18 protein-coding genes and 1 tRNA gene are annotated in these 20,394 nt (G+C 71.5%); 10 read left to right on the forward strand and 9 right to left on the reverse strand.

Translation table 11 applies throughout. The features are described from left to right. Positions 1-5: 5 nt before the first annotated feature. Both EAH89_RS22420 and EAH89_RS22425 read right to left on the reverse strand, forming a co-directional pair. Positions 6-78: transfer RNA gene (locus EAH89_RS22420), tRNA-Ile, on the reverse strand. A gap of 19 nt (positions 79-97) precedes the next feature. Further along, on the reverse strand, positions 98-1,330 hold the full coding sequence (locus tag EAH89_RS22425) for an E22 family MetX-like putative esterase (RefSeq protein ID WP_140885938.1): 1,233 nt from the start codon (positions 1,328-1,330) through the stop codon (positions 98-100). A gap of 221 nt (positions 1,331-1,551) precedes the next feature. On the opposite strand from EAH89_RS22425, the gene ppa reads away from it, so the two are divergent. Then, positions 1,552-2,076, forward strand: coding sequence for an inorganic diphosphatase (ppa, locus tag EAH89_RS22430; RefSeq protein WP_140885939.1), 525 nt, complete (start codon positions 1,552-1,554; stop codon positions 2,074-2,076). A 137-nt stretch (positions 2,077-2,213) separates the two neighbouring features. Here the strand turns inward: ppa and EAH89_RS22435 are convergent, their stop codons facing one another. Together EAH89_RS22435 and EAH89_RS22440 are read right to left on the reverse strand one after the other, a co-directional pair. Then, positions 2,214-3,416: an MFS transporter gene (locus tag EAH89_RS22435; RefSeq protein ID WP_140885940.1), complete on the reverse strand. Its 1,203-nt coding sequence runs from the start codon at positions 3,414-3,416 to the stop codon at positions 2,214-2,216. A gap of 120 nt (positions 3,417-3,536) precedes the next feature. Then, the gene (locus tag EAH89_RS22440) at positions 3,537-4,361 is read right to left on the reverse strand and encodes an alpha/beta hydrolase (RefSeq protein ID WP_140885941.1); all 825 of its coding nucleotides are present in this window, start codon (positions 4,359-4,361) and stop codon (positions 3,537-3,539) included. 226 nt (positions 4,362-4,587) lie between these two features. On the opposite strand from EAH89_RS22440, the gene EAH89_RS22445 reads away from it, so the two are divergent. Continuing rightward, entirely contained in the window at positions 4,588-4,890 is a 303-nt protein-coding gene (locus EAH89_RS22445; RefSeq protein ID WP_140885942.1) for a hypothetical protein, read from the forward strand. Between the two features lie 16 nt (positions 4,891-4,906). On the opposite strand, the gene EAH89_RS22450 is transcribed toward EAH89_RS22445, so the two are convergent. The 4 genes from EAH89_RS22450 to EAH89_RS22465 all read right to left on the reverse strand — a co-directional run bounded on the left by EAH89_RS22450 (position 4,907) and on the right by EAH89_RS22465 (position 9,881). After that, complete coding sequence (locus EAH89_RS22450) at positions 4,907-5,458, reverse strand: GNAT family N-acetyltransferase (RefSeq protein WP_140885943.1); 552 nt, start codon at positions 5,456-5,458, stop codon at positions 4,907-4,909. 10 nt (positions 5,459-5,468) lie between these two features. After that, positions 5,469-7,409, reverse strand: coding sequence for an RNA polymerase sigma factor RpoD (rpoD, locus tag EAH89_RS22455; protein ID WP_140885944.1), 1,941 nt, complete (start codon positions 7,407-7,409; stop codon positions 5,469-5,471). A 76-nt stretch (positions 7,410-7,485) separates the two neighbouring features. Further along, on the reverse strand, positions 7,486-9,378 hold the full coding sequence (gene dnaG, locus EAH89_RS22460; protein WP_140885945.1) for a DNA primase: 1,893 nt from the start codon (positions 9,376-9,378) through the stop codon (positions 7,486-7,488). Positions 9,379-9,422: 44 nt separating this feature from the next. After that, positions 9,423-9,881 (reverse strand): GatB/YqeY domain-containing protein, encoded by a 459-nt coding sequence (locus EAH89_RS22465; protein WP_194152357.1) that lies wholly within the window; start codon positions 9,879-9,881, stop codon positions 9,423-9,425. Between the two features lie 155 nt (positions 9,882-10,036). Between EAH89_RS22465 and carA the strand changes: the two genes are divergently transcribed. The 5 genes from carA (at position 10,037) to EAH89_RS22490 (ending at position 17,011) form a co-directional block, all read left to right on the forward strand. Beyond that, positions 10,037-11,425, forward strand: coding sequence for a glutamine-hydrolyzing carbamoyl-phosphate synthase small subunit (carA, locus tag EAH89_RS22470; RefSeq protein WP_140885947.1), 1,389 nt, complete (start codon positions 10,037-10,039; stop codon positions 11,423-11,425). Between the two features lie 31 nt (positions 11,426-11,456). Then, entirely contained in the window at positions 11,457-11,705 is a 249-nt protein-coding gene (locus EAH89_RS22475) for a hypothetical protein (protein WP_140885948.1), read from the forward strand. A gap of 86 nt (positions 11,706-11,791) precedes the next feature. Continuing rightward, a complete protein-coding gene (gene carB, locus EAH89_RS22480) occupies positions 11,792-15,040 on the forward strand; it encodes a carbamoyl-phosphate synthase large subunit (protein ID WP_140885949.1) in 3,249 nt (1,082 codons plus the stop codon). Between the two features lie 197 nt (positions 15,041-15,237). Next, a complete protein-coding gene (greA, locus tag EAH89_RS22485) occupies positions 15,238-15,711 on the forward strand; it encodes a transcription elongation factor GreA (RefSeq protein WP_140885950.1) in 474 nt (157 codons plus the stop codon). A gap of 10 nt (positions 15,712-15,721) precedes the next feature. After that, positions 15,722-17,011 carry a threonine ammonia-lyase gene (locus tag EAH89_RS22490; protein ID WP_140885951.1) on the forward strand — a complete coding sequence of 430 codons (1,290 nt, stop codon included), beginning with the start codon at positions 15,722-15,724 and terminating at the stop codon, positions 17,009-17,011. A gap of 8 nt (positions 17,012-17,019) precedes the next feature. On the opposite strand, the gene EAH89_RS22495 is transcribed toward EAH89_RS22490, so the two are convergent. Continuing rightward, positions 17,020-17,499: an Lrp/AsnC family transcriptional regulator gene (locus tag EAH89_RS22495; protein ID WP_241667155.1), complete on the reverse strand. Its 480-nt coding sequence runs from the start codon at positions 17,497-17,499 to the stop codon at positions 17,020-17,022. 213 nt (positions 17,500-17,712) lie between these two features. Here EAH89_RS22495 and trxB point away from each other — a divergent pair, with 213 nt between their 5' ends. The 3 genes from trxB to EAH89_RS22510 all read left to right on the forward strand — a co-directional run bounded on the left by trxB (position 17,713) and on the right by EAH89_RS22510 (position 20,352). Further along, positions 17,713-18,702, forward strand: a complete 990-nt coding sequence (gene trxB, locus EAH89_RS22500; protein WP_140885952.1) for a thioredoxin-disulfide reductase — start codon at positions 17,713-17,715, stop codon at positions 18,700-18,702. Beyond that, on the forward strand, positions 18,702-19,589 hold the full coding sequence (locus tag EAH89_RS22505) for a LysR family transcriptional regulator (protein ID WP_194152358.1): 888 nt from the start codon (positions 18,702-18,704) through the stop codon (positions 19,587-19,589). The genes trxB and EAH89_RS22505 overlap by 1 nt, the downstream gene beginning before the upstream one ends. 388 nt (positions 19,590-19,977) lie before the next feature. Further along, positions 19,978-20,352, forward strand: a complete 375-nt coding sequence (locus EAH89_RS22510) for a DUF6481 family protein (RefSeq protein WP_140885953.1) — start codon at positions 19,978-19,980, stop codon at positions 20,350-20,352. The last annotated feature ends 42 nt before the right edge of the window (positions 20,353-20,394 follow it).

Raw genomic sequence — 20,394 nt, forward strand, 5'->3', positions numbered from 1 at the left:
AGGGATGGGCCGGGCAGGAATCGAACCCGCAACCAAGCCGTTATGAGCGGCCAGCTCTGACCGTTGAGCTACCGGCCCTTCCCCTGCGTTCCTTAGATCAGGCTCCGGTTCCGAGGAAGGTGCGGATCGCGCCCTCGGCCTTGTTCATGCTCGCGACGCCCTCGAGGTGGCCGAGCCCGCCCTCCAGCTCGAAGACCGTCACCGGGCGTCCCGCCTTGCGGAGGGTCTCGCCGAGGTCGCGGCCGTAGGCGATGGGGAAGATGTGGTCGCCCGGCGCGGGAAGGACGAGCCAGCTCGCCTTGCTGCGGGCCAGCGCCGCGGCGCTGTCGGGGTACTCGTTGAGGAAGAGCTGATTCGCGCGGGTGAGATAGATGAAGGCGTTGGCGTCCGCCGTCTTCGCGCGGGCCGCCGCGGCCTCGTCGAGGAAGCGCTCCACCGCGAAGCTGTCGCCGATGCGGCGGGCGGGGTCCTGGCCCTCCGGCGCGCGGCGGCCGAACTGGGCCAGGCTGCCGCGGTCGCGGGCCTGGAGGGTGACGATCTTCAGCGCCTCGGCCAGGCCGCGCAGCGGGGGCTCCCGCCCGGCGCCGTAGTAGTCGCCGTTCCGCCAGTTCGGGTCCATGCGGATGGGAACCTCCCAGATCTCCATCCAGCCGAGCAGGAAGGCGTCGAACTCGCCGGTGACCACCGAGGGCATGACGCGGTCGATCATGTCCGGGTAGGCGCAGGCCCACTCGATCGCCTGCAGCGCGCCCATGGAGGGCCCGGCGACGAGGGCGAGGCGCTTCACGCCGAGGCTGTCGAGAAGGCGCTTCTGCACCTCGATGAAGTCCCGCATGGAGACCACCGGGAAGGTCATGCCGAAGGGGCGGCCGGTGGAGGGGTCGATCGTCGCGGGGCCGGTGCTGGTGGTCGTCGCGTCGTTGAGGTTGAGGTTCACCAGCGTGTCGGAGGAGACGACGAAGAACCGGTCGGTGTCGATCGCCTTGCCGGGGCCGACGATGTTGTCCCAGTAGCCGGCGGGGCCGTTGGGCGAGAGGCGGCCGAAGGCGTGGCTGTTGGCGGAGAAGAAGTGGGTGATGAGGACGGCGTTGTCGCCGGCCGCGTTCAGCGTGCCCGCGGTCTGGTAGCCGATCCGCGCGTTGGGCACGACGCCGCCGCCGCGGGTGCGGTACTCGCCGGCCTCGAAGACCTGCTTGCGGACGACGAGCGGCTGGCCGGCCGGCGCCTGCGCCCGGGCGGGCCGCGGCGCGAGGAGGGCGGGGGCGGCGAGCGGCGCTGCGAGGAGGGGAGCGGCGAGCAGCGCGCGTCGGGCAATCGTCGGATGGTCCATGGCATGTCCCCTTCGCCGTTTCGGGCGCGCCATGCTGGCGGGGGAGCGGGGCGGCGGCAAGCCGGCGAATGGCTGGCCGGAATTGCTGCTCCGGGCCGGCGCTGCTAGAGCCGCCGCGATCGTTCGCCGCATTCCGCGGCGACGCGCCCCCGCCGCGTGGACGGGGATGCGCCGGCCGCGCGAGCGGCGCGGCGCCCACGAGAGCCAGGACCGCAGCCCCCATGAACCCGAGCCTCATCCCGACCGGCAAGGCCCCGCCCTACGACATCAACGTGGTCATCGAGATTCCCGAGGGTTCCTCGGTGAAGTACGAGCTGGACAAGGACTCCGGCGCGGTGGTGGTGGACCGCTTCCTCTTCACGCCGATGGCCTATCCGGCGGCCTACGGCTTCGTTCCCGGCACCATCGCCGACGACGGCGACCCGACCGACGCGCTGGTGCTCACCCCGGCCCCCGTGGTGCCCGGCTGCGTGATCCGCTGCCGCCCGATCGGCGTGCTGCTGATGGAGGACGAGGCGGGGCAGGACGAGAAGCTCGTCTGCGTGCCCCACGACAAGATCCACCCCTTCTTCTCCGACATCCAGTCCTGCGACGACCTGCCGAAGATCACGCGCCAGCAGATCGAGCACTTCTTCGCCCGCTACAAGGACCTCGAGCCCGGCAAGTGGGTGAAGATCACGGGTTGGGGCTCGGCGGAGAAGGCGGCGGAGCTGATCCAGCAGGGCATCGCGGCCGCGGCCAAGTAGGGAAAGGTGCCACCCCGGCGGCCCGCCTGCCGCCGGGAACCGGTCCCTCCCCTACCCCGGCGCTTTCGGGAACGATCCCGGCCGCCTTTTCTACGCCACGGGTGTGATGGGCTGCCGAATGCCCCACACCCTCCCCTTCATGGCCCGGGCCTCGCCGGTTCCGCCGCTTCGCGCGGCGTGACGCCGGCGCCAAGGCGGGGAAGGACGCGCGCTGCCAGGAGGGCCGCCGCGAGGACAATGGTGGCGCCCACCAGCCCCGCCGAGGCGAAGCCGAGATGGTTCCGGGTGAACCCGCCGATGGCCGCGCCCGCCCCCTGCCCGAGGGAGACCAGGGAACCGTTGAGGGCGAGGGCCAGGGGCGTCGCGGCGCCGGCCAGGGCCGCGAGGCGCGCCTGGAGGATCGGCACCACCGCGAAGAGGGCGCCCGCGCTCAGCACGATGGTCAGGGCCAGCAGCCAGGCCGAGCGGGCGCCGCCCCAGCCCGCGAGGAGCGAGGCGTAGGAGAGCTGGCAGAGCAGCAGGAGCACCAGCGCCGCGAGGAGCGCCGTGCGCCCCTTCGGCGAATCGGCGGTCCGGCCGCCGGCGGCGAGCCCGAGGAGGGACCCGACGCCGATGCAGGCCTGGAAGGGGCCGACGGCCGCGCCCGCGAGCCCCGTGACCTGGTTCACCAGCGGCCCCGTGAAGGCGACGACGCAGAAGGAGCCGACGAAGGCGAGGAAATTCGTGGCGAAGGCCGCGCGCACGGGGGGGATGCGCAGGAGCGCGCCGGGGCTCGGCCGTGGGCCCGGGATGGGCGGCACCCGGGGCATGACGGCGAGAAGGGCCAGGAGCGCCAGCGCCGCGATGGCGGCGCTGAGGGCGAAGCAGGCGCGCCAGCCATAGGCGCCGCCGACCGCGGAGCCCAGCGGAAGCCCGAGCATGAAGGCGAGGGTCAGCCCGCCGAGGACGAGGGCCAGCACCCGGCCGCGCTTCTCCGGCGAGACGAGCTGGGCCGCGGTGGCGCCACCGACCGCCCCCACGAGCGCCGCGCCCGTGCCCGTGACGAGGCGCAGGCCGATCAGGGCGCCGAAGCCGGGGGCCGCCATGCAGGCGAGGTTGCCGAGCAGCAGGATGGCCAGGCCGACGATGAGGATCGCGCGGCGCTCAAGGCGCGCGAGGAGGACGGCGAAGACGGGCGAGCCGATCGCGAAGGTGACGGCCGAGGCGGTGATCGCCAGCCCCGCCGTGCCGACGGGGATGCCGAGATCGGCCGCCATCTCGGAGAGAAGCCCCCCGAAGACGAAGCCCTGCGTGCCGACCGCGAAGTTGACGACGAGGAGCGCGTAGATCGCGGGCGGCATCAGCGGGCCCGCCCGGGTGATGCATGGAATCCGGGAGGCGGTGGCGGCTGCATGGTCCCATCCGCGTCCATGGCGTGGCCGGCGTCAACGGGGAAGGCGCGCCCTCCCCGTTGACGGGTTTCAGCCGATGCCCGCGAGGAGCTCCACCACGCGGCCGGGGTCGGGGATCTCGACGTCGTGCGGCACGGGCAGCTCCACGTAGCGCCAGCCCTGCTTGGCCTTGGCGCGCTGCCGGCTCGGCTCGATCGAGGCGAGCGCCGGGTTGGTGTAGGCGACGTAGGTGACGGGCAGCCCGGCGCCGGCCGGCTTCGCCAGGCGCATCGCGCTCTCGTAGGTGCCGATGGGATGCGGGCGCAGGCGGCGCATGAACCAGTCCTTGTTGGGGCTGGCCGGGATCGGGAAGCCCTCCGGCCCCGGCACCGGGAGGGCGACGCCGCCGCCCTGCTCCTGCGCGACCTTGCGGCGGCCGTCCGCCATGCCCGCCGGCAGGATGTCGAACACCTTCTCGCCGTTCTCCGGGATCAGGGCGTCGAGGTAGACGACGTGCCGGACGCGGTCCGTCATCCGGTCGGCGACGCCGGTGACGGCCACGCCGCCGTAGGAATGGCCCACGAGAATGATGTCGCGGAGCTCGTCGGTCTCGATGACGTTCATGACGTCCTCGACATGCGTGTCCACGGTGATCTGGCGGGAGAGGAGGTGGCTGCGCTCGCCAAGGCCGGTCTGGGTGGGGGTGCGGACCTCGTGCCCCATCCGGCGAAGGCCAGCGGCGACGTCGCGCCAGATCCACCCGCCGCCATAGGCGCCGTGGACGAGCACATAGGTCTTGGCCGCCCCCGCCGGCGCCGCGCCCGGGGCGGGCGCCTGGGCCTGGGCCTGCGCCTGGGCCAGCGTCGCGGCCGCCGGTGCGGTGGCGAGCGCGCCGATCATCGCCCTCCGGTTCATGGGGTCTTCCTCCTGGTTTTGTTGGACGGAAGGCTAGGGAGGCGCGGTGGGGGGGTCAACGGCCCGTCCGCCGGACGCGTTCCGGAGGCGTTCCCGGGGAGGCGCAACACAAGCCCGTCAGGCGGCGGCCGGCGGTCGCGACAACGACGTTTCATGAACCGTAAAGTCGCCCGGGAGATGGTGTGGCACCGTCGCGAACCCGGGGCAGAGGGGAAAGGAGGAATCCATGAAGGCCGCTGATCTCGAGGCAGCCTGGGCATGGGACCGCCTCGGCCCGGAGCAGCGGACCCGCTGGGGCCGCAGCGTGGTGGCCTCCCGCATCATCGACATGAGCCAGGCCCAGGGACTGACGGGACCGGCGCGGGACAACTTCGCGATGCGCGAGTGGATGTCCGCCTACTGCCTGGCCGACGAGCGGGCGAAGCAGGACAAGGAGGCGCAGGCGCTGTCCCAGTCGCTCTGGGTGCACTTCATCGCCGTGGCGACGCGCGGGTTCAGCGTGGTGGAGGAGTTCGCGCGGGAGCACTGACGGCGCCCCGCCCGTGCTATCCCGCCCGCTGCGGCAGGCGGAGGCCGAGGTTGTCCGGCACCGGCCATTCCTCCCGCACCCGGCGGATCACGCGGAAGCCGGCGGCGATATAGTTCGGCAGCGCGCGGGGATGGTCGGCCGTGCAGGTGTTGACCGTCAGCAGGGAGCAGGGCCCGGACCAGGCGACATCGATCGCGTGGCGTAAGAAGGCGCGCCCTAGGCCCTGGCCGATCGCGTGGGGCATGAGGCCGAAATAGGACAGGTTGGTCGTCCCGTCCCAGCGCCGCTCGATCTCGTGGAAGCCCGCGGGCTCGCCGTCGCGGTAGAGCACCTGAATGGAGGTGGCGGGGTCCCGCAGGATGGCCGCGATGCGCGAGTCCGGCAGCGTGCGGCGGAGCCACCAGCAATGGTCGCGGCCGACGCCGTCGTAGAGGTAGCGGTAGAAGCCGACGGTGCAGCGGGGCACCGGCAGCACGGCGACCCCGGGCGGAAGCGCCGCCGGCGGGTCGGCCGGCGGGCGCTCCATGCGGAGGAAGGTGACCTCGACCTGGACGGGGGTCGTGGGCATTCCCGGGGTCTTAGTTGTCGAGGAAGGAGCGCAGCTTGCGGCTGCGGGTCGGGTGCTTGAGCTTGCGCAGCGCCTTCGCCTCGATCTGCCGGATGCGCTCGCGCGTCACGTTGAACTGCTGCCCGACCTCCTCCAGCGTGTGGTCGGTGTTCATACCGATGCCGAAGCGCATCCGCAGGACCCGTTCCTCGCGCGGGGTGAGGGAGGAGAGCACGCGCGTCGTCGCCTCGCGCAGGTTGGACTGGATCGCGGCGTCGAGCGGGATGATGGCCGCCTTGTCCTCGATGAAGTCGCCGAGATGGCTGTCCTCCTCGTCGCCGATCGGCGTCTCGAGGGAGATCGGCTCCTTGGCGATCTTGAGGACCTTGCGGACCTTCTCCAGCGGCATGCCGAGCTTCTCGGCCAGCTCCTCCGGCTGCGGCTCGCGGCCGATCTCGTGCAGCATCTGGCGGCTGGTGCGCACCAGCTTGTTGATCGTCTCGATCATGTGCACGGGGATGCGGATCGTTCGCGCCTGGTCCGCGATGGAGCGCGTGATCGCCTGGCGGATCCACCAGGTGGCGTAGGTCGAGAACTTGTAGCCGCGGCGGTACTCGAACTTGTCGACCGCCTTCATCAGGCCGATGTTGCCCTCCTGGATGAGGTCCAGGAACTGCAGGCCGCGGTTCGTGTACTTCTTGGCGATGGAGATCACGAGGCGGAGGTTGGCCTCGATCATCTCCTTCTTCGCCTGCGTCATGTCGCGCTCGCCGCGGGAGACGGTCGCGTAGACGCGCTTGTACTCGCCCACCGGCAGGCCGGTGAGGGCGGCGACCTTGCCGATCTCGTTGCGGATGTTCTCGGCGTCGTCGCGCGAGTGGGCAAGGAAGGCCTGCCAGCCCTTGCCCTTCAGCTTGGCGATGCGGTCGAACCAAGCGGGGTCCATCTCGGCCCCGGCCCAGTGCTCGAGGAACTCGGCGCGCTTGACCTTGTGGCTCTCGGCGAGGCGCAGCACTTGGCCCTCAAGGCCGACGAGGCGGCGGTAGAGGCCCTTGATCTGGTCGACCAGCTCCTCGATCCGGTTGTTGTGCAGGTGCACCTTCTGCACGAGCGCCACGATCTCGAGGCGCTGCTTCTCGTAGGACTTCTCCGAGCGGCCGGCGAGCTCGCCGCCAGAGGTGTAGGTGTCCATCCGCTTGACGGACATCTTCTCGAGCTTGGCGTAGCCGGCCTCGATGGCCTCGAAGGCGGCGAGCGCCTCGGGCTTCAGCTTCTCCTCGAGGGCGGATAGGGAGAGGCCGACACCCTCGCCCTCCTCGCCTTCCTCGAACTCCTCGGCCTCGGGCGGCGGGCCGTCGGGCATGTCGGCGTTGTTGGTGGCCTCGAGGTCGATGACGTCGCGCAGCAGCATCTTCCCGTCGCGCACGGCCTCGTGCCAGCCGACGATGGCGCGGAAGGTGAGCGGGCTCTCGCAGAGCCCGCCGATCATCATGTCGCGGCCGGCCTCGATCCGCTTGGCGATGGCGATCTCACCCTCGCGCGAGAGCAGCTCCACGCTGCCCATCTCGCGGAGGTACATGCGGACGGGGTCGTCGGTGCGGCCGAGGGACTCCTCGTCGACGTTGCCGCCGGACTCCTCGTCGTCCGCCTTCTTCTCGGCGTCCTCCTCGCCTTCCTCGCCTTCCGCCTTGGCGACGGGCTTCTTGTCGGCCTCCTCGTCAACGCTCTCCTCGGCCTCGACGAGGTTAATCCCCATCTCCGAGAGGCTGGCCATGGTGTCCTCGATCTGCTCGGAGGTGAAATGCTCCTGTGGAAGGGCGGCGTTCAGCTCGTCGTAGGTGACGTAGCCGCGCTCCTTGCCCTTCGCGAGCATCTTCTTGATCGATGCCACGAGGCTGTCCTGCATGACGCCCTCGACCGCCTCGTCGCGGTGATCCGTCGTCTCCGTGCCGTTCGCCACCTTGGTCGCCATGCTCTTCTCCCGCCACGGGTGAACCCTCCGGGAAGCGGGTGCGGCCGCCGCCGGGGGGTCGAAAAAGGTCTCTACTCTATGGAGAGGCGCTCTCGGCTCCGCTCTCCAGCTCCGCCTCCAACCCCGTCTCGCCGCGGCGGAGCGCGGAGAGGGCCTGGCTGAGGCGGATGACGCGGGATTGGGCGGCGGCGTCGTTCGCTGCCACCAGGTCCCGCCCCGCCGCGTCCAGATCCTCGACCAGCGCGCCCTCGCCTCGAAGGAAGCCGAAGAAGTGCCACCAGCCGTCGAGGGTCTCCGCGGGCTGGGCATCGGGGCTCGCCTCCCGCGGGAGGCCGGGCGCGCCCATGACCCAGGCCCGGGCCTCCTCCAGGCCGGTCGCGTTCAAGTGGTCAACCAAATCGGCGGAGTCAAGCGACGCTGCCGCACCTTCTGACACATCCGTGAGGGCGCGGCCCGCGTGCCACGCCAGGAGCGCGGCCTGGAGGGCCGAAGGCGGGCCGTGGGGAAGCTCGAGCAGGGCGAAGGCCTCCTCGACCTCGTTCAGCAGCCAGGGATGGGCGAGGGTGATGGCCAGGAGGCAGCGGGCCTGCTGCAGACGCGTGTTCCCGGCCTCGGGCGCGGCGCGGGGCGGCAGGCGGGGCGGCGGCCGGAACGGGGCGCCCTTGCGGGCGCCGGGGGTGAAGGGCGGGCGGGGTGGACGCGGCGGGCGGCTGCTCTCGAAGAAGCGGTTGAGGAGGGCGCTGCGGTACTCGGAAGCGAGGGATTTGTCGGGGATGCGCCCGGCCGCGGCGGCCAGGTCGTTGCGGAAGGCGGCGCGGCCCTCCGGCGTGCCGAGCGGCCGGCCCTCCGCCATGAGGTCGTAGATGGCGACCGAGAGGGGCTTGGCCGAGGCGAGAACGGCCTCGAAGGCCGGGGCGCCCTTCTTGGCGATGAGGTCGTCGGGATCCTGGCCCTGGGGGAGCGTCGCGAAGTGCAGCGTGCGCTCGGTGCCGATGAGGGGCAGGACCATCTCGCTGGTCCGGGCCGCCGCGCGCCGGCCGGCGGCATCGCCGTCGAGGCAGAGCACTGGCTCGGGCGTGATGCGCCAGACCTCCTCCATCTGCTCGGCCGTCAGCGCGGTGCCGAGGGGGGCGACGGCGCCCTCGAAACCCGCCTGGTGGAGGGCGATGACGTCCATGTAGCCCTCGGCCACGACGAGGCGGGCCTTGCCGCGGAAGACGGCCTCCCGCGCCATGTCGAGGCCGTAGAGGGTCCGCCGCTTGGAGAAGACGTCGGTCTCGGGGCCGTTAAGGTATTTCGGCTGCCCCTCCCCCAGGATGCGCCCCCCGAAGGAGACGATCCGCCCGCGGCGGTCGCGGATGGGGAACATGACGCGGTTGTAGAAGAAGTCGTTGTAGGCCCCTTCCCGCCCCTCCGCCGGCTTGGTCAGCCCGGCCTCGGCGAGCTGGCGCGGCTCGATCCCCAGCGGCTTGAGGTCGGCGGCGAGCGCCCCGCGGCCGGCGCCCGACCAGCCAAGGCCGAAGCGGGCGATGGTTTCCTCCGTCAGGCCGCGCCCCCGGAGGTAGTCGAGCGCGGCCCGCCCCTCGGGCGCCCGCAGGCGGCGCTGCATGGCCTCGCAGGCGACTTGCAGGACGTCGTGCAGGTCGCGGGCCCGTGCCTCCTTCGCCACCTGCCGCGGGCTTTCGCGAGGGACCTCGAGGCCCGCCTCCCCGGCTAGGCGCTCGACGGCCTCGCGGAAGGCCAGGCCCTCGGTCTGCATGGTGAAGCCGATGGCGTCGCCGTGCTGGCCGCAGCCAAAGCAGTGGTAGTGGTCGTCGTAGACGTAGAAAGAGGGAGTCTTCTCGTTGTGAAACGGGCAGCAGCCCTTCCACTGGCGGCCGTTGCGGGCGAGCCGGACCCGGCGGCCGATGAGGGGCGCGAGGGGCGTGCGGGCGCGGAGTTCGTCGAGGAAGTTCGGGGGAAGGGCCATCCTGTCCCCCTTCTACCTTTTCGCCGGCCCGGGCTGTAGCGGTCTCAGCCGCCGAGCGCCGCCTTCACCATCGGCCCGGCCTTGCCCATGTCGAGCACCGCGGCGTGCTTTGCCTTCAGCGCCGCCATCACCTTGCCCATCTCCTTAACGGAGGCAGCACCGGTCTCGGCGACCGCCTCGCGGACCGCGGCCTCCATGGCGGCGTCGTCCATCTGCTGGGGCAGGAAGGACTCGATGACGGCGATCTCGGCCTCCTCCTTGGCGGCGAGCTCCTCCCGATTGCCCTGGCGGTACATCTCCACCGACTCCCGCCGGGACTTCACCATGCCGCGGAGAAGGGAGGTGATGGCCTCGTCCGGGATGGCGTCCACGCCTGAGGGGCGGGCGGCGATGTCGGCGTCCTTCAGCTTGGCCATGATCATGCGGATGGCCGAGGTGCGGGCGGCGTCCCCGGCGCGCATGGAGGCCTTCATCTCCTCGGTGAAGCGGGCGCGCAGGCTCATCATGGGTCTCCTTGGTCTCGCGGCCGCGGTTTAGAGGGGATCGGCGCGCGCGTCTGCCCGGGAATGAGGAAGCAGGGACCACTGGGAAGTGGTTTCCCATCCGGCCCGCCGTTTTCCCCTTCCATTGGGAAGTGGTTTCCCACATATCCCTGGGTATGCGAACGGTCGAGCAGATCCTGAGCCTCATGGGCGGCGCCAGCGCTGCGGCAGCGCATTGCGGCGTTGGCACGGAAGCTATCCGGAAATGGCGCCAGGCACGCGCCATCCCGCCGCGGCACTGGCCGGCCGTGCTGGCGGCGACGGGGCTTGCGCTGGACGATCTGCCACGCGCCGATGCTGACCCGACAACCACCCCGCCCCAGGAGCCCGTCATGACCCCTGCCCCGAACCAGACGGCCGACGCGGTGCCGGAGGGCGCGACGGCCTGCCTCGTCCTCGGCAGCGGCGCGGTGTTCTGGGGGCACGGCTTCGGCGCCGCCGGCAAGCGCGTGGGGGAGGTCTGCTTCAACACGGGCATGACCGGCTACCAGGAGACGCTGACCGACCCGTCCTACGCCGGGCAGATCATCACCTTCACCTTCCCCCATATCGGCAATGTCGGCGCCAACCCCGAGGACGTGGAGACGACCACGGCGGCCGCCCTCGGCCTTGTGGTGAAGGCGGACCTCACCGAGCCCTCCAACTACCGCGCGACCCGCCACCTCGACGACTGGCTGAAGAGCAACGGCCTGCCGGGCATCTCGGGCGTGGACACACGGGCGCTGACGGTCCTCATCCGCGACGGCGGCCCCCCGAACGGGGTGATCTGCCACGCGCCGGACGGCGTCTTCGACCTGGCGGCGCTCCGGGCGGAGGCGGCGGGCTGGCCGGGGCTCGAGGGAATGGACCTCGCGCGCGAGGTTTCCTGCCGCCAGTCCTATTCCTGGGACGAGAGCCTTTGGGCCTGGGGCCAGGGCTACGGCAAGCAGACGGCGCCGAAGCACAAGGTGGTCGCGGTCGACTACGGGGCGAAGCGCAACATCCTGCGCTGCCTGGCCGATGCCGGCTGCGAGGTGGTGGTGGTGCCGGCGACCGCCACCGCGGAGGAAATCCTGCGCCACTCGCCGGATGGCGTCTTCCTGAGCAACGGCCCCGGCGACCCCGCGGCGACGGGCGAGTACGCCGTGCCGGCGATCCAGGGGGTGCTGGAGGCAGGCAAGCCGGTCTTCGGCATCTGCCTCGGCCACCAGCTCCTGGCGCTCGCGCTCGGCGCGAAGACCTACAAGCTCGACCGCGGGCACCGCGGGGCGAACCAGCCGGTGAAGGACCTCGCAACGGGGCGGGTGGAGATTACCTCGCAGAACCACGGCTTCGCGGTGGACGACAAGTCCCTGCCCGAGGGGGTGCGCGTCACGCATGTGAGCCTCTTCGACGGCTCGAACGAGGGCATCGCCTGCGAGGCGAAGCGGGCCTTCTCCGTGCAGTACCACCCGGAGGCCTCGCCCGGGCCGAGCGACAGCCACCACCTCTTCCACCGCTTCACCGGGATGATGGCGGCGGGCTGAACGTGCCGCCCGCCGCGACGGAGGATGCCGCGTGATTCGGCTGCTGTTCCTCGCGCTGCCGCTCTCGCTGCTGGCCTGGTGGACGCTCACCCGCGTCGGCCAGCCGCGGGACCGCGCCTGGACGGGCGGCGTCGCCATCTCCTTCGTGGCGCTGGGCGGCGTCGTCTTCTTCTCCGGCGAGGGGTTCGAGACCGGCCGCGCGGTGGCCGCCGCCCTCTGGGCCGGGGTGCACCTGCTGCTGTTCCTCCTCCTCAAGCCATTCCTTGGGCGCGCGCGATGACGCGCCCGCCCGCCGGTCCCGGCGCCCATCTCGGCGCCCTGGGCGCCCCGTCCCCGATCCTTTTCCCGCCCCGGAGGGCCTGAGCCATGCCGAAGCGCACCGACATCAAGTCCATCATGATCATCGGCGCCGGGCCGATCATCATCGGGCAGGCCTGCGAGTTCGACTATTCCGGTGCCCAGGCCTGCAAGGCGCTGCGCGCCGAGGGCTACCGGGTGATCCTGGTGAACTCCAATCCCGCGACCATCATGACCGACCCGGAGCTGGCGGATGCGACCTATGTCGAGCCGATCACGCCCGAGATGGTCGAGAAGATCATCGCGAAGGAGCGCCCGGACGCCATCCTGCCGACCATGGGCGGGCAGACCGCGCTGAACACCGCGCTCAAGCTCGATGCCTCCGGCGCGCTGGCAAGGTATGGCTGCGAGCTGATCGGCGCCAAGGCGGAGGTGATCGACAAGGCCGAGGACCGGCTGAAGTTCCGCGACGCCATGACCAAGATCGGCATCGAGAGCCCGCGCAGCCACATCGCCCACACCATGGCCGAGGCCTGGGAGGGGCTCGACATGGTGAAGCTGCCCTGCGTGATCCGCCCCTCCTTCACCCTCGGCGGCACGGGCGGCGGCATCGCCTACAACCGCGAGGAGTTCGAGCAGATCGTGGCCTCGGGCCTCGACGCCTCCATGACCACCGAGGTGCTGATCGAGGAGAGCGTGCTCGGCTGGAAGGAGTTCGAGATGGAGGTGGTCCGCGACAGCGCGGACAATTGCATCATCGTCTGCTCCATCGAGAACCTCGACCCGATGGGCGTCCACACCGGCGATTCCGTGACCATCGCGCCCGCGCTGACGCTGACGGACAAGGAATACCAGCGGATGCGCGACGCGAGCATCGCGTGCCTGCGCGAGATCGGCGTCGACACCGGCGGGTCGAACGTGCAGTTCGGCATCAACCCCGCCGACGGCCGCATGGTCGTCATCGAGATGAACCCGCGGGTGTCGCGCTCCTCGGCGCTGGCCTCCAAGGCCACGGGCTTTCCGATTGCCAAGGTCGCGGCGAAGCTGGCGGTCGGCTACACGCTGGACGAGCTCGCGAACGACATCACCGGCACGACCCCGGCGGCCTTCGAGCCGACGATCGACTACGTCGTCGTGAAGATCCCCCGCTTCACCTTCGAGAAGTTCCCGGGCACGCCCAACACCCTGACCACTGCCATGAAGTCGGTGGGCGAGGCGATGGCGATCGGGCGATCCTTCCCCGAGGCGCTGCAGAAGGGCCTGCGCAGCCTCGAGACGGGCTTCTCCGGGCTGGACGAGCTGCCGGTCCCCGGCGACGGCTCGCCCGAGGCCCATATCGCGGCCCTCGCGACGCCCACGCCCGACCGCATCCTGACGGTGGCCCAGGCCTTCCGCGCCGGGCTCGGCGTCGACGAGATCCACGCCGCCTGCAAGTTCGACCCCTGGTTCCTGCGCGAGGTCGAGAAGATCGTGGCCGCGGAGGCCGGGGTCATCCGCGACGGACTGCCGGCGGACGCGAACGGGATGCGCCGGCTCAAGGCGCTCGGCTTCTCCGACAAGCGCCTGGCGAAGCTCGCCGGCCTGCACGAGCCGGAGGTGGAGGCACGGCGGACGCGGCTCGGGGTGAAGCCCGTCTACAAGCGCATCGACACCTGCGCGGCCGAGTTCGCCTCGGGCACGCCCTACATGTACTCCACCTACGAGGGCGGCTTCGGCGCCCCGGTCTGCGAGAGCGACCCGACCGACCGGACGAAGGTGGTCATCCTCGGCGGCGGGCCGAACCGCATCGGGCAGGGCATCGAGTTCGACTACTGCTGCGTCCACGCGGCCTACGCCCTGCGCGAGGCCGGGTTTGAGACGATCATGGTGAACTGCAACCCCGAGACCGTCTCCACCGACTACGACACCTCCGACCGCCTCTACTTCGAGCCGCTGACGGAGGAGGATGTCGTCGCCCTCATCCGAAAGGAGCAGGAGCGGGGCACGCTGCTCGGCTGCATCGTCCAGTACGGCGGGCAGACGCCGCTCAAGCTGTCCCAGGCGCTCGACCGGGCGGGCATCCCCATCCTGGGGACCAGCGCGGAGGCGATCGACATCGCCGAGGACCGCGAGCGCTTCCAGCAGCTGCTGAAGGGCCTCGGCCTCAAGCAGCCGCAGAACGGCATCGCGCGGAACCTCGACGAGGCCGTGGGGGAGGCCGAGCGGATCGGCTACCCCGTCGTCGTGCGCCCCTCCTACGTCCTCGGCGGCCGGGCGATGGAGATCGCGCACAACCACGAGCAGCTTCTCCGCTTCGGCAAGGAGGCGGTGAAGGTCTCCGGCGAGAATCCCATCCTTATCGACCAGTACCTGCAGGACGCGATCGAGGTGGACGTGGACTGCATCGCGGACAGCGCGGGCGAGGTCTATGTCGCGGGGGTGATGGAGCACATCGAGGAGGCCGGCATCCATTCGGGCGACAGCGCCTGCTCGCTCCCGCCCTACTCCCTGCCGCCCGCCATCATCACGGAGCTGAAGGCCGAGACGGAGGCCATGGCGCGGGCGCTGAAGGTGCGCGGGCTGATGAACGTGCAGTACGCGGTGAAGGACGGGGAGATCTTCGTCCTCGAGGTCAACCCGCGCGCCTCCCGCACCGTGCCCTTCGTCGCCAAGGCGACCGGCATCCCCGTGGCCAAGATCGGCGCGCGGGTGATGGCGGGGGCGAAGCTGGCCGAGTTCAACCTCGACGACACCACCATCTCCCGCCACGTCGCGGTGAAGGAGGCGGTTTTCCCCTTCAACCGCTTCCCAGGCGTTGACGTCCTGCTCGGGCCGGAGATGAAGTCCACCGGCGAGGTTATGGGCCTCGACCTCTCCTTCGAGCGCGCCTTCCTCAAGTCCCAGATGGGCGCGGGCGTGAAGCTGCCGGAGGGGGGCACGGCCTTCGTCTCGGTCAAGGACGCCGACAAGGCCCACGCGGTCTCCCTCGCCCGCCGCCTGTCGGAGATGGGCTTCGACCTGCTGGCCACGCGCGGCACCGCGGTCCGCCTGCGCGAGGCCGGCCTGGCGGTGCGGGTGGTGAACAAGGTGCTGGAGGGACGGCCCCACTGCGTGGACGCCATCAAGTCCGGGGACATCCAGCTGGTGATCAACACGACCCACGGCGGCCGCTCGGTCAGCGACAGCTTCGACATCCGCCGCGGGGCCCTCACCCAGGGCGTGCCGCACTACACCACGGTGGCCGGCGCCCGGGCGGCGGTGCACGCCATCGCGGCGCTCCGGGCGGGAACCCTTGATGTGGCGCCGTTGCAGGCGTATTTTCGACCTTCGTTCTCGTAACGGGCTTCCGGGCCCCGACCGAATGGGGCGGGACCGGCCAGGCCGGCGCCCGCCCCAAAGCGTTTCACCCCGCCGTGCATCCCCTGGAACCATCCCGGGGACGCGCGGCGGTGGCATCTCCGGCCATCCGATGCCCCTTCGCGGGGGCACCGGGCGGCTTCCTTGAGTCCGTGTCGCCAATGGGGGGATTACCGCCCGTGCAGAAGTTCCCGATGACCGCCGAAGGGCTTGCGCGCCTCGAGGATGAGCTCCGTATCCTGCGGGCCGAGGAGCGGCCGGCGGTGATCCGCGCGATCGCCGAGGCCCGCGCGCACGGCGACCTCTCGGAGAACGCCGAGTACCACGCGGCCCGCGAGAAGCAGTCCTTCATCGAGGGCCGGATCGCGGACCTCGAATCCGTCATCCCCTCGGTCGAGGTGATCGACGTCTCGCGGCTCTCCGGCGACCAGGTGCGCTTCGGGGCCCGGGTGACGATCGTCGACGAGGAGACGGAGGACGAGAAGACCTACCGGATCATCGGCGCCTACGAGGCCGACATGAAGAACGGCTCGATCTCCATCTCCTCCCCCCTCGCCAAGGCGCTCATCGGGCGCAAGGTCGGCGACAGCGTCGAGGTGCCGGCGCCGGGCGGCGCCCGTTCCGTCGAGATCACCGCCGTCTCCTACGGCTGAGGGTCGCGCCATGCCCCTCGCCCGCGCGGCCGCCCCCTCCCCGGCCGCCGCGAGCGCGCCCGCGCCCGGTGCCCTGGCGCCGTCCGACCTCCGGCCCGCGGCCGTGACGCTGGCCGACGTGCGCGCCGCGGCCGAGCGGATCCGCGGCGCGGTGCTGCGCACGCCGCTCGTGGAGCCGCAGGCGATCCGCCGGATCGCGGGGGCCGAGGTGCTCCTCAAGCTCGACAACCTCCAGGCGACGGGCGCCTTCAAGGAGCGCGGCGCGGCCAACCGGCTGGCCCTGCTCTCCGCGCGGGAGCGGGCGGCGGGGGTCATCGCCATGTCCGCCGGCAACCACGCCCAGGCCGTGGCTCGCCACGCGGCGCTCCGCGGCGTCTCCGCCACCATCGTCATGCCGCGCTTCACGCCCGCGACGAAGGTCGTGCGGACCGAGGGCTGGGGCGCCAACGTGGTCCTGCACGGGGAGACGCTGGCCGAGGCCGCGGCCCACGCGCACGAGCTGGCGCTGCGGGACGGGCTGGTCTTCGTCCACCCCTACGACGACCCCGCGGTGATCGCCGGCCAGGGCACCATGGCCCTCGAGATCCTGGAGGACGCGGGCGAGCTCGACGCGCTGATCCTGCCGGTGGGCGGGGGCGGGCTGCTGGCGGGCTGCGCGGCCGCCGTCGCGGAGGCGCGGCCGGGCCTCAAGGTCTACGGCGTGGAGGTGCAGGGCTACCCGGCCATGGCGCAGCGCCTGGCGGGGCAGCCGGTCTCCGTGGGCGGGCCGACGGTCTGCGAGGGCATCGCGGTGCGCGACGTCGGCGAGCTGCCCTTCGCCATGCTGCGCGACATGGGCGTCGAGGTCCTGGTCGTGCCCGAGGCCACGGTAGAGCAGGCCATCGCCGTGCTCGCCGAGAACGCAAAGGTGACAGCCGAGGGTGCCGGGGCGGCCGGGCTGGCCGCGATCCTCGCCTTCCCGGCCCTCTTTGCCGGCAAGCGCGTGGCCACCACGGTCTGCGGGGGCAACATCGACCCGCGCATCCTCGCCAACGTGCTGCTGCGGAACCTCCTGCGGGACGGGCGCTTCCTGCGCCTCCATCTCGAGATTCCCGACCGTCCCGGGGTCCTGGCCGACATCTCCGCGCGCGTGGCGGCGGCGGGCGGCAACATCATCGAGGTGAGCCACCAGCGCCTCTTCGCCTCACCCTCCGTGCAGACGGCCGAGCTGGAGCTGATGGTCGAGGTGCGGGACTCCGTCCAGGGCGCCGCGATCGTGTCGGCGCTGGAAGCCGGGGACTACGTCGTCCGCCGGGGGTAGCGCCCGGCTCAGCCCTCCACGGGAACCCCGGCCTCGTCCTTGGAGGTGCGGATGGTCTGGAGAGTGCGCACCAGGCTGACGGTGGGCGCGCCGGTCAGGCGGTTCGTCAGCTCGTTCTCGTGCGCGGGGCTGCGGGCGACGAGGCGCAGCAGGAAGTCCCCCCCGCCCCGGATCATGTGGCACTCCCGCACCTCCGGCCAGTCGCGCACCATGGCCTCGAAGGCCTCCAGCACGGGAAGCTTCTGGCTCTCGAGGCCCACCACCGCGAAGAAGGTGATCTCCCAGCCCAGCGCGGCCGGCTCCACGTCCGCGTGGTAGCCGCGGATGACGCCCGTGTCCTCCAGGCGACGGACGCGGCGGAGGCAGGGGGGCGCGGAGAGGCCGACGCGGGCGGCGAGGGCGACGTTGGTCATGCGGCCATCGGCCTGCAGCTCGCGCAGGATGTCGCGGTCGGTCGCGTCGAGGCTGGCGGGGCCGAGATCTCTCAAGGGCGTTGCTTCTCTCGGGCCGTCGCCGGCTTCTGCTGGAACGCGGTTCCCCGGGCCGCCTTGGGGAACCCTGTGGCCCGCGCGCTTCACGGGGGCGGACTATCCTCCGTCCGGGGGGCAGGCTTCAAGGGCACTCCGTCTTGGGGTGGTGCAACCCGGGTCGGGCACCGATATGGTGCGGCCGCGACTCTGCATTGCATCCGGGACATTGACGTGGCCGAGACCCACCGCACGCGACTCCTCATCCTTGGCGCCGGCCCCGCGGGCTACACCGCGGCCATCTACGCGGCCCGCGCCGGGCTGGAGCCGATTCTCGTCGCCGGGCTGCAGCCCGGCGGGCAGCTCACCATCACGACGGATGTCGAGAACTACCCGGGCTTCGCGGCCGCGGTGCAGGGTCCCTGGCTGATGGACCAGATGCGGGCCCAGGCGGAGCATGTCGGCACGCGGATCATCCAGGACGTGGTGACGGAGGTGGCGCTCGGCGCGCGGCCCTTCCGCGCCAAGGGCGACTCGGGCGACCTCTACGAGGCGTCCGCGCTGGTGATCGCGACCGGCGCCCAGGCGCGCTGGCTCGGCATTCCCGGCGAGAAGGAGCTGTCGGGCTTCGGCGTCTCGGCCTGCGCCACCTGCGACGGCTTCTTCTTCCGCGGCAAGGAGGTGGCGGTGATCGGCGGCGGGAACTCGGCGGTGGAGGAGGCGCTCTACCTCGCCGGCCTCGCCTCCAAGGTGACGCTCATCCACCGGCGCGACAGCCTGCGGGCCGAGCGGATCATGCAGGAGCGGCTGTTCAAGCACCCGAAGATCTCCGTGATGTGGAACACCACCGTGGAGGCGGCGCTGGCAAACGAGGACCGCTTCCCCGCGCTGCGGGCGCTCAAGCTAAAGGACATCGTCGGCGGCGGGCACTTCGAGCTGCCGGTCCACGGCATGTTCGTCGCCATCGGCCACGACCCCGCCACCGCCCTCTTCCGCGGCCAGATCGAGACGGACGAGGACGGCTACATCGTGACGGAGAAGGGCTCGGCGCGGACGAGCGTGCCCGGCGTCTTCGCCGCCGGCGACGTGCAGGACCGGATCTACCGCCAGGCCGTGACGGCTGCGGGCAGCGGCTGCATGGCCGCGCTCGACGCCGAGAAGTGGCTCGCCCACATCCCCGACGACGCCCCCTCCCCCGCCGCCTACGACGCGGTGGACGCCTGATGCCGCTGGACTGGGACAAGCTGCGCGTCTTCCACGCGGTGGCGGAGGCGGGTTCCTTCACCCATGCCGGGGACACGCTGAACCTCAGCCAGTCCGCGGTGTCCCGCCAGATCCAGGCGCTGGAGGAGAGCCTGGCGGTGCCGCTCTTCCACCGCCACGCCCGCGGCCTGATCCTGACGGAGCAGGGCGAGACGCTGAACAAGACGGTGCGCGAGGTCTTCGCCAAGCTGGCCATGACCGAGGCCCTGCTGACCGAGAGCCGGGAGCGCGCCGCCGGGCGGCTGAAGGTGACGACGACGACGGGCTTCGGCTCCACCTGGCTCGCGCCCCGGCTGGAGAAGTTCCTCAAGCTGCACCCCGAGGTCACCGTCACCCTGCTGCTGGACGACACGGAGCTGGACCTCGCGATGCGGGAGGCCGACCTCGCCATTCGCATGCACCCGCCCCGCCAGCCGGACCTCATCCAGCGGCACATCGCGACTTTCGGCTGGAAGGTGGTGGGCTCCCCGGACTATCTCCGCGGCGCCGGAATGCCGGCGCGGGCGGAGGACCTGGATGCCCATCGGCTGATCATCTACGGCGACTACCGGCCGCCGGTGGACGACATCAACTGGCTGGCCGAGGCCGGGCGGCGCCCGGGATCGCCCCGGCGGGCCGTGGTGGAGGTGAATTCGCTGACGGCGATGCTCCGCGCCGTCCGCTCGGGCCTCGGCCTCGCGGCCCTGCCGGACTACATGGGCGAGGACCTCGCCGAGCTCGTCCCCGTCCTCACCGAGCTCAAGACGCCCAAGATTGAGGCCTTCTTCGTCTACCCCGAGGAGATGCGGAACTCGAAGCGCGTGGCCGTCTTCCGCGACTTCCTGGTGGCCGAACTCGCGGGGATGTAGCGGCGTGCCATACCGCCACCGCATGGCGGGTCGCCCAACTTGGCGCGGCGAGGCTGTTACAGACGGGGCTAGCCTTTGCCTGTTCGGTGGTTGATCCGAACGGGTCCCTTGGACCCCGCGTCTCCCAGACGTGAAGCCTCCCTGTATGACTTGGCCGCCGGTCTCTGGATCGGCGGCCTTCTTTTTCGCCCCTCCCCCGGGCCTAGGCGGGCAACGTCCTTGTTGATAGCGCGCCCCCCGGTCCCCATGCGGCATGGCTGCATGCCGCCGTTACGGGCTTTCTTTTTTGCCCGGGCGATGCCACCTGACGCGCATTCCGCGATGCGGCCCCTCCGGCCCGGTTGACCGGCCCGATCCCCGCGGCGGGATCCCACAGCAGAGAGCAACGATGCGAACCCTCAAGGGCACAGAGTTCAGCGACCGCAGCAAGAATTCCACGGAGGCCAAGAAGGCCTTGCTGGAGCGCTTCAAGGCGCGCCCCGCCGCGGATGACCCGACCATGCTCGCCCGGCAGGAGGAGCGCCGGCGGATCATCGAGGCGCGGGAGATCCGCGAGGCGGAGCGGCGGCGGCTGAAGGAGGAGGAGAAGGCGCGCCAGGAGGCGGAGCGCCTGCGCCTGATCGCCGAGGAGGAGGCCCGCCAGGCCGATCTGGCACGCCAGGCGGCCGAGGCCGCGGAGCAGGCGCGGCTCGCGCTCATCGAGGCGAAGGCCGAGCGCGACCGGCGCTACGCGGCGCGCAAGGCGCGGACGCGCGGCCGCTAGGCTCCTCCCGCTCGCGCCGCTCCGGCGCCGTCGGTTCCGCAA

Source organism: Muricoccus nepalensis (assembly GCF_006438825.1).
GTDB classification, from domain to species: domain Bacteria; phylum Pseudomonadota; class Alphaproteobacteria; order Acetobacterales; family Acetobacteraceae; genus Roseomonas; species Roseomonas nepalensis.

Bases quoted from the DNA above. Each gene is read 5' to 3' on its own strand.
- EAH89_RS22425 (WP_140885938.1), bottom strand. From the start codon at position 1,330: ATGGACCATCCGACGATTGCCCGACGCGCGCTGCTCGCCGCTCCCCTC.
- ppa (WP_140885939.1), top strand. From the start codon at position 1,552: ATGAACCCGAGCCTCATCCCGACCGGCAAGGCCCCGCCCTACGACATC.
- EAH89_RS22435 (WP_140885940.1), bottom strand. From the start codon at position 3,416: ATGCCGCCCGCGATCTACGCGCTCCTCGTCGTCAACTTCGCGGTCGGC.
- EAH89_RS22440 (WP_140885941.1), bottom strand. From the start codon at position 4,361: ATGAACCGGAGGGCGATGATCGGCGCGCTCGCCACCGCACCGGCGGCC.
- EAH89_RS22445 (WP_140885942.1), top strand. From the start codon at position 4,588: ATGAAGGCCGCTGATCTCGAGGCAGCCTGGGCATGGGACCGCCTCGGC.
- EAH89_RS22450 (WP_140885943.1), bottom strand. From the start codon at position 5,458: ATGCCCACGACCCCCGTCCAGGTCGAGGTCACCTTCCTCCGCATGGAG.
- rpoD (WP_140885944.1), bottom strand. From the start codon at position 7,409: ATGGCGACCAAGGTGGCGAACGGCACGGAGACGACGGATCACCGCGAC.
- dnaG (WP_140885945.1), bottom strand. From the start codon at position 9,378: ATGGCCCTTCCCCCGAACTTCCTCGACGAACTCCGCGCCCGCACGCCC.
- EAH89_RS22465 (WP_194152357.1), bottom strand. From the start codon at position 9,881: ATGAGCCTGCGCGCCCGCTTCACCGAGGAGATGAAGGCCTCCATGCGC.
- carA (WP_140885947.1), top strand. From the start codon at position 10,037: ATGCGAACGGTCGAGCAGATCCTGAGCCTCATGGGCGGCGCCAGCGCT.
- carB (WP_140885949.1), top strand. From the start codon at position 11,792: ATGCCGAAGCGCACCGACATCAAGTCCATCATGATCATCGGCGCCGGG.
- EAH89_RS22490 (WP_140885951.1), top strand. From the start codon at position 15,722: ATGCCCCTCGCCCGCGCGGCCGCCCCCTCCCCGGCCGCCGCGAGCGCG.
- EAH89_RS22505 (WP_194152358.1), top strand. From the start codon at position 18,702: ATGCCGCTGGACTGGGACAAGCTGCGCGTCTTCCACGCGGTGGCGGAG.
- EAH89_RS22510 (WP_140885953.1), top strand. From the start codon at position 19,978: ATGCGAACCCTCAAGGGCACAGAGTTCAGCGACCGCAGCAAGAATTCC.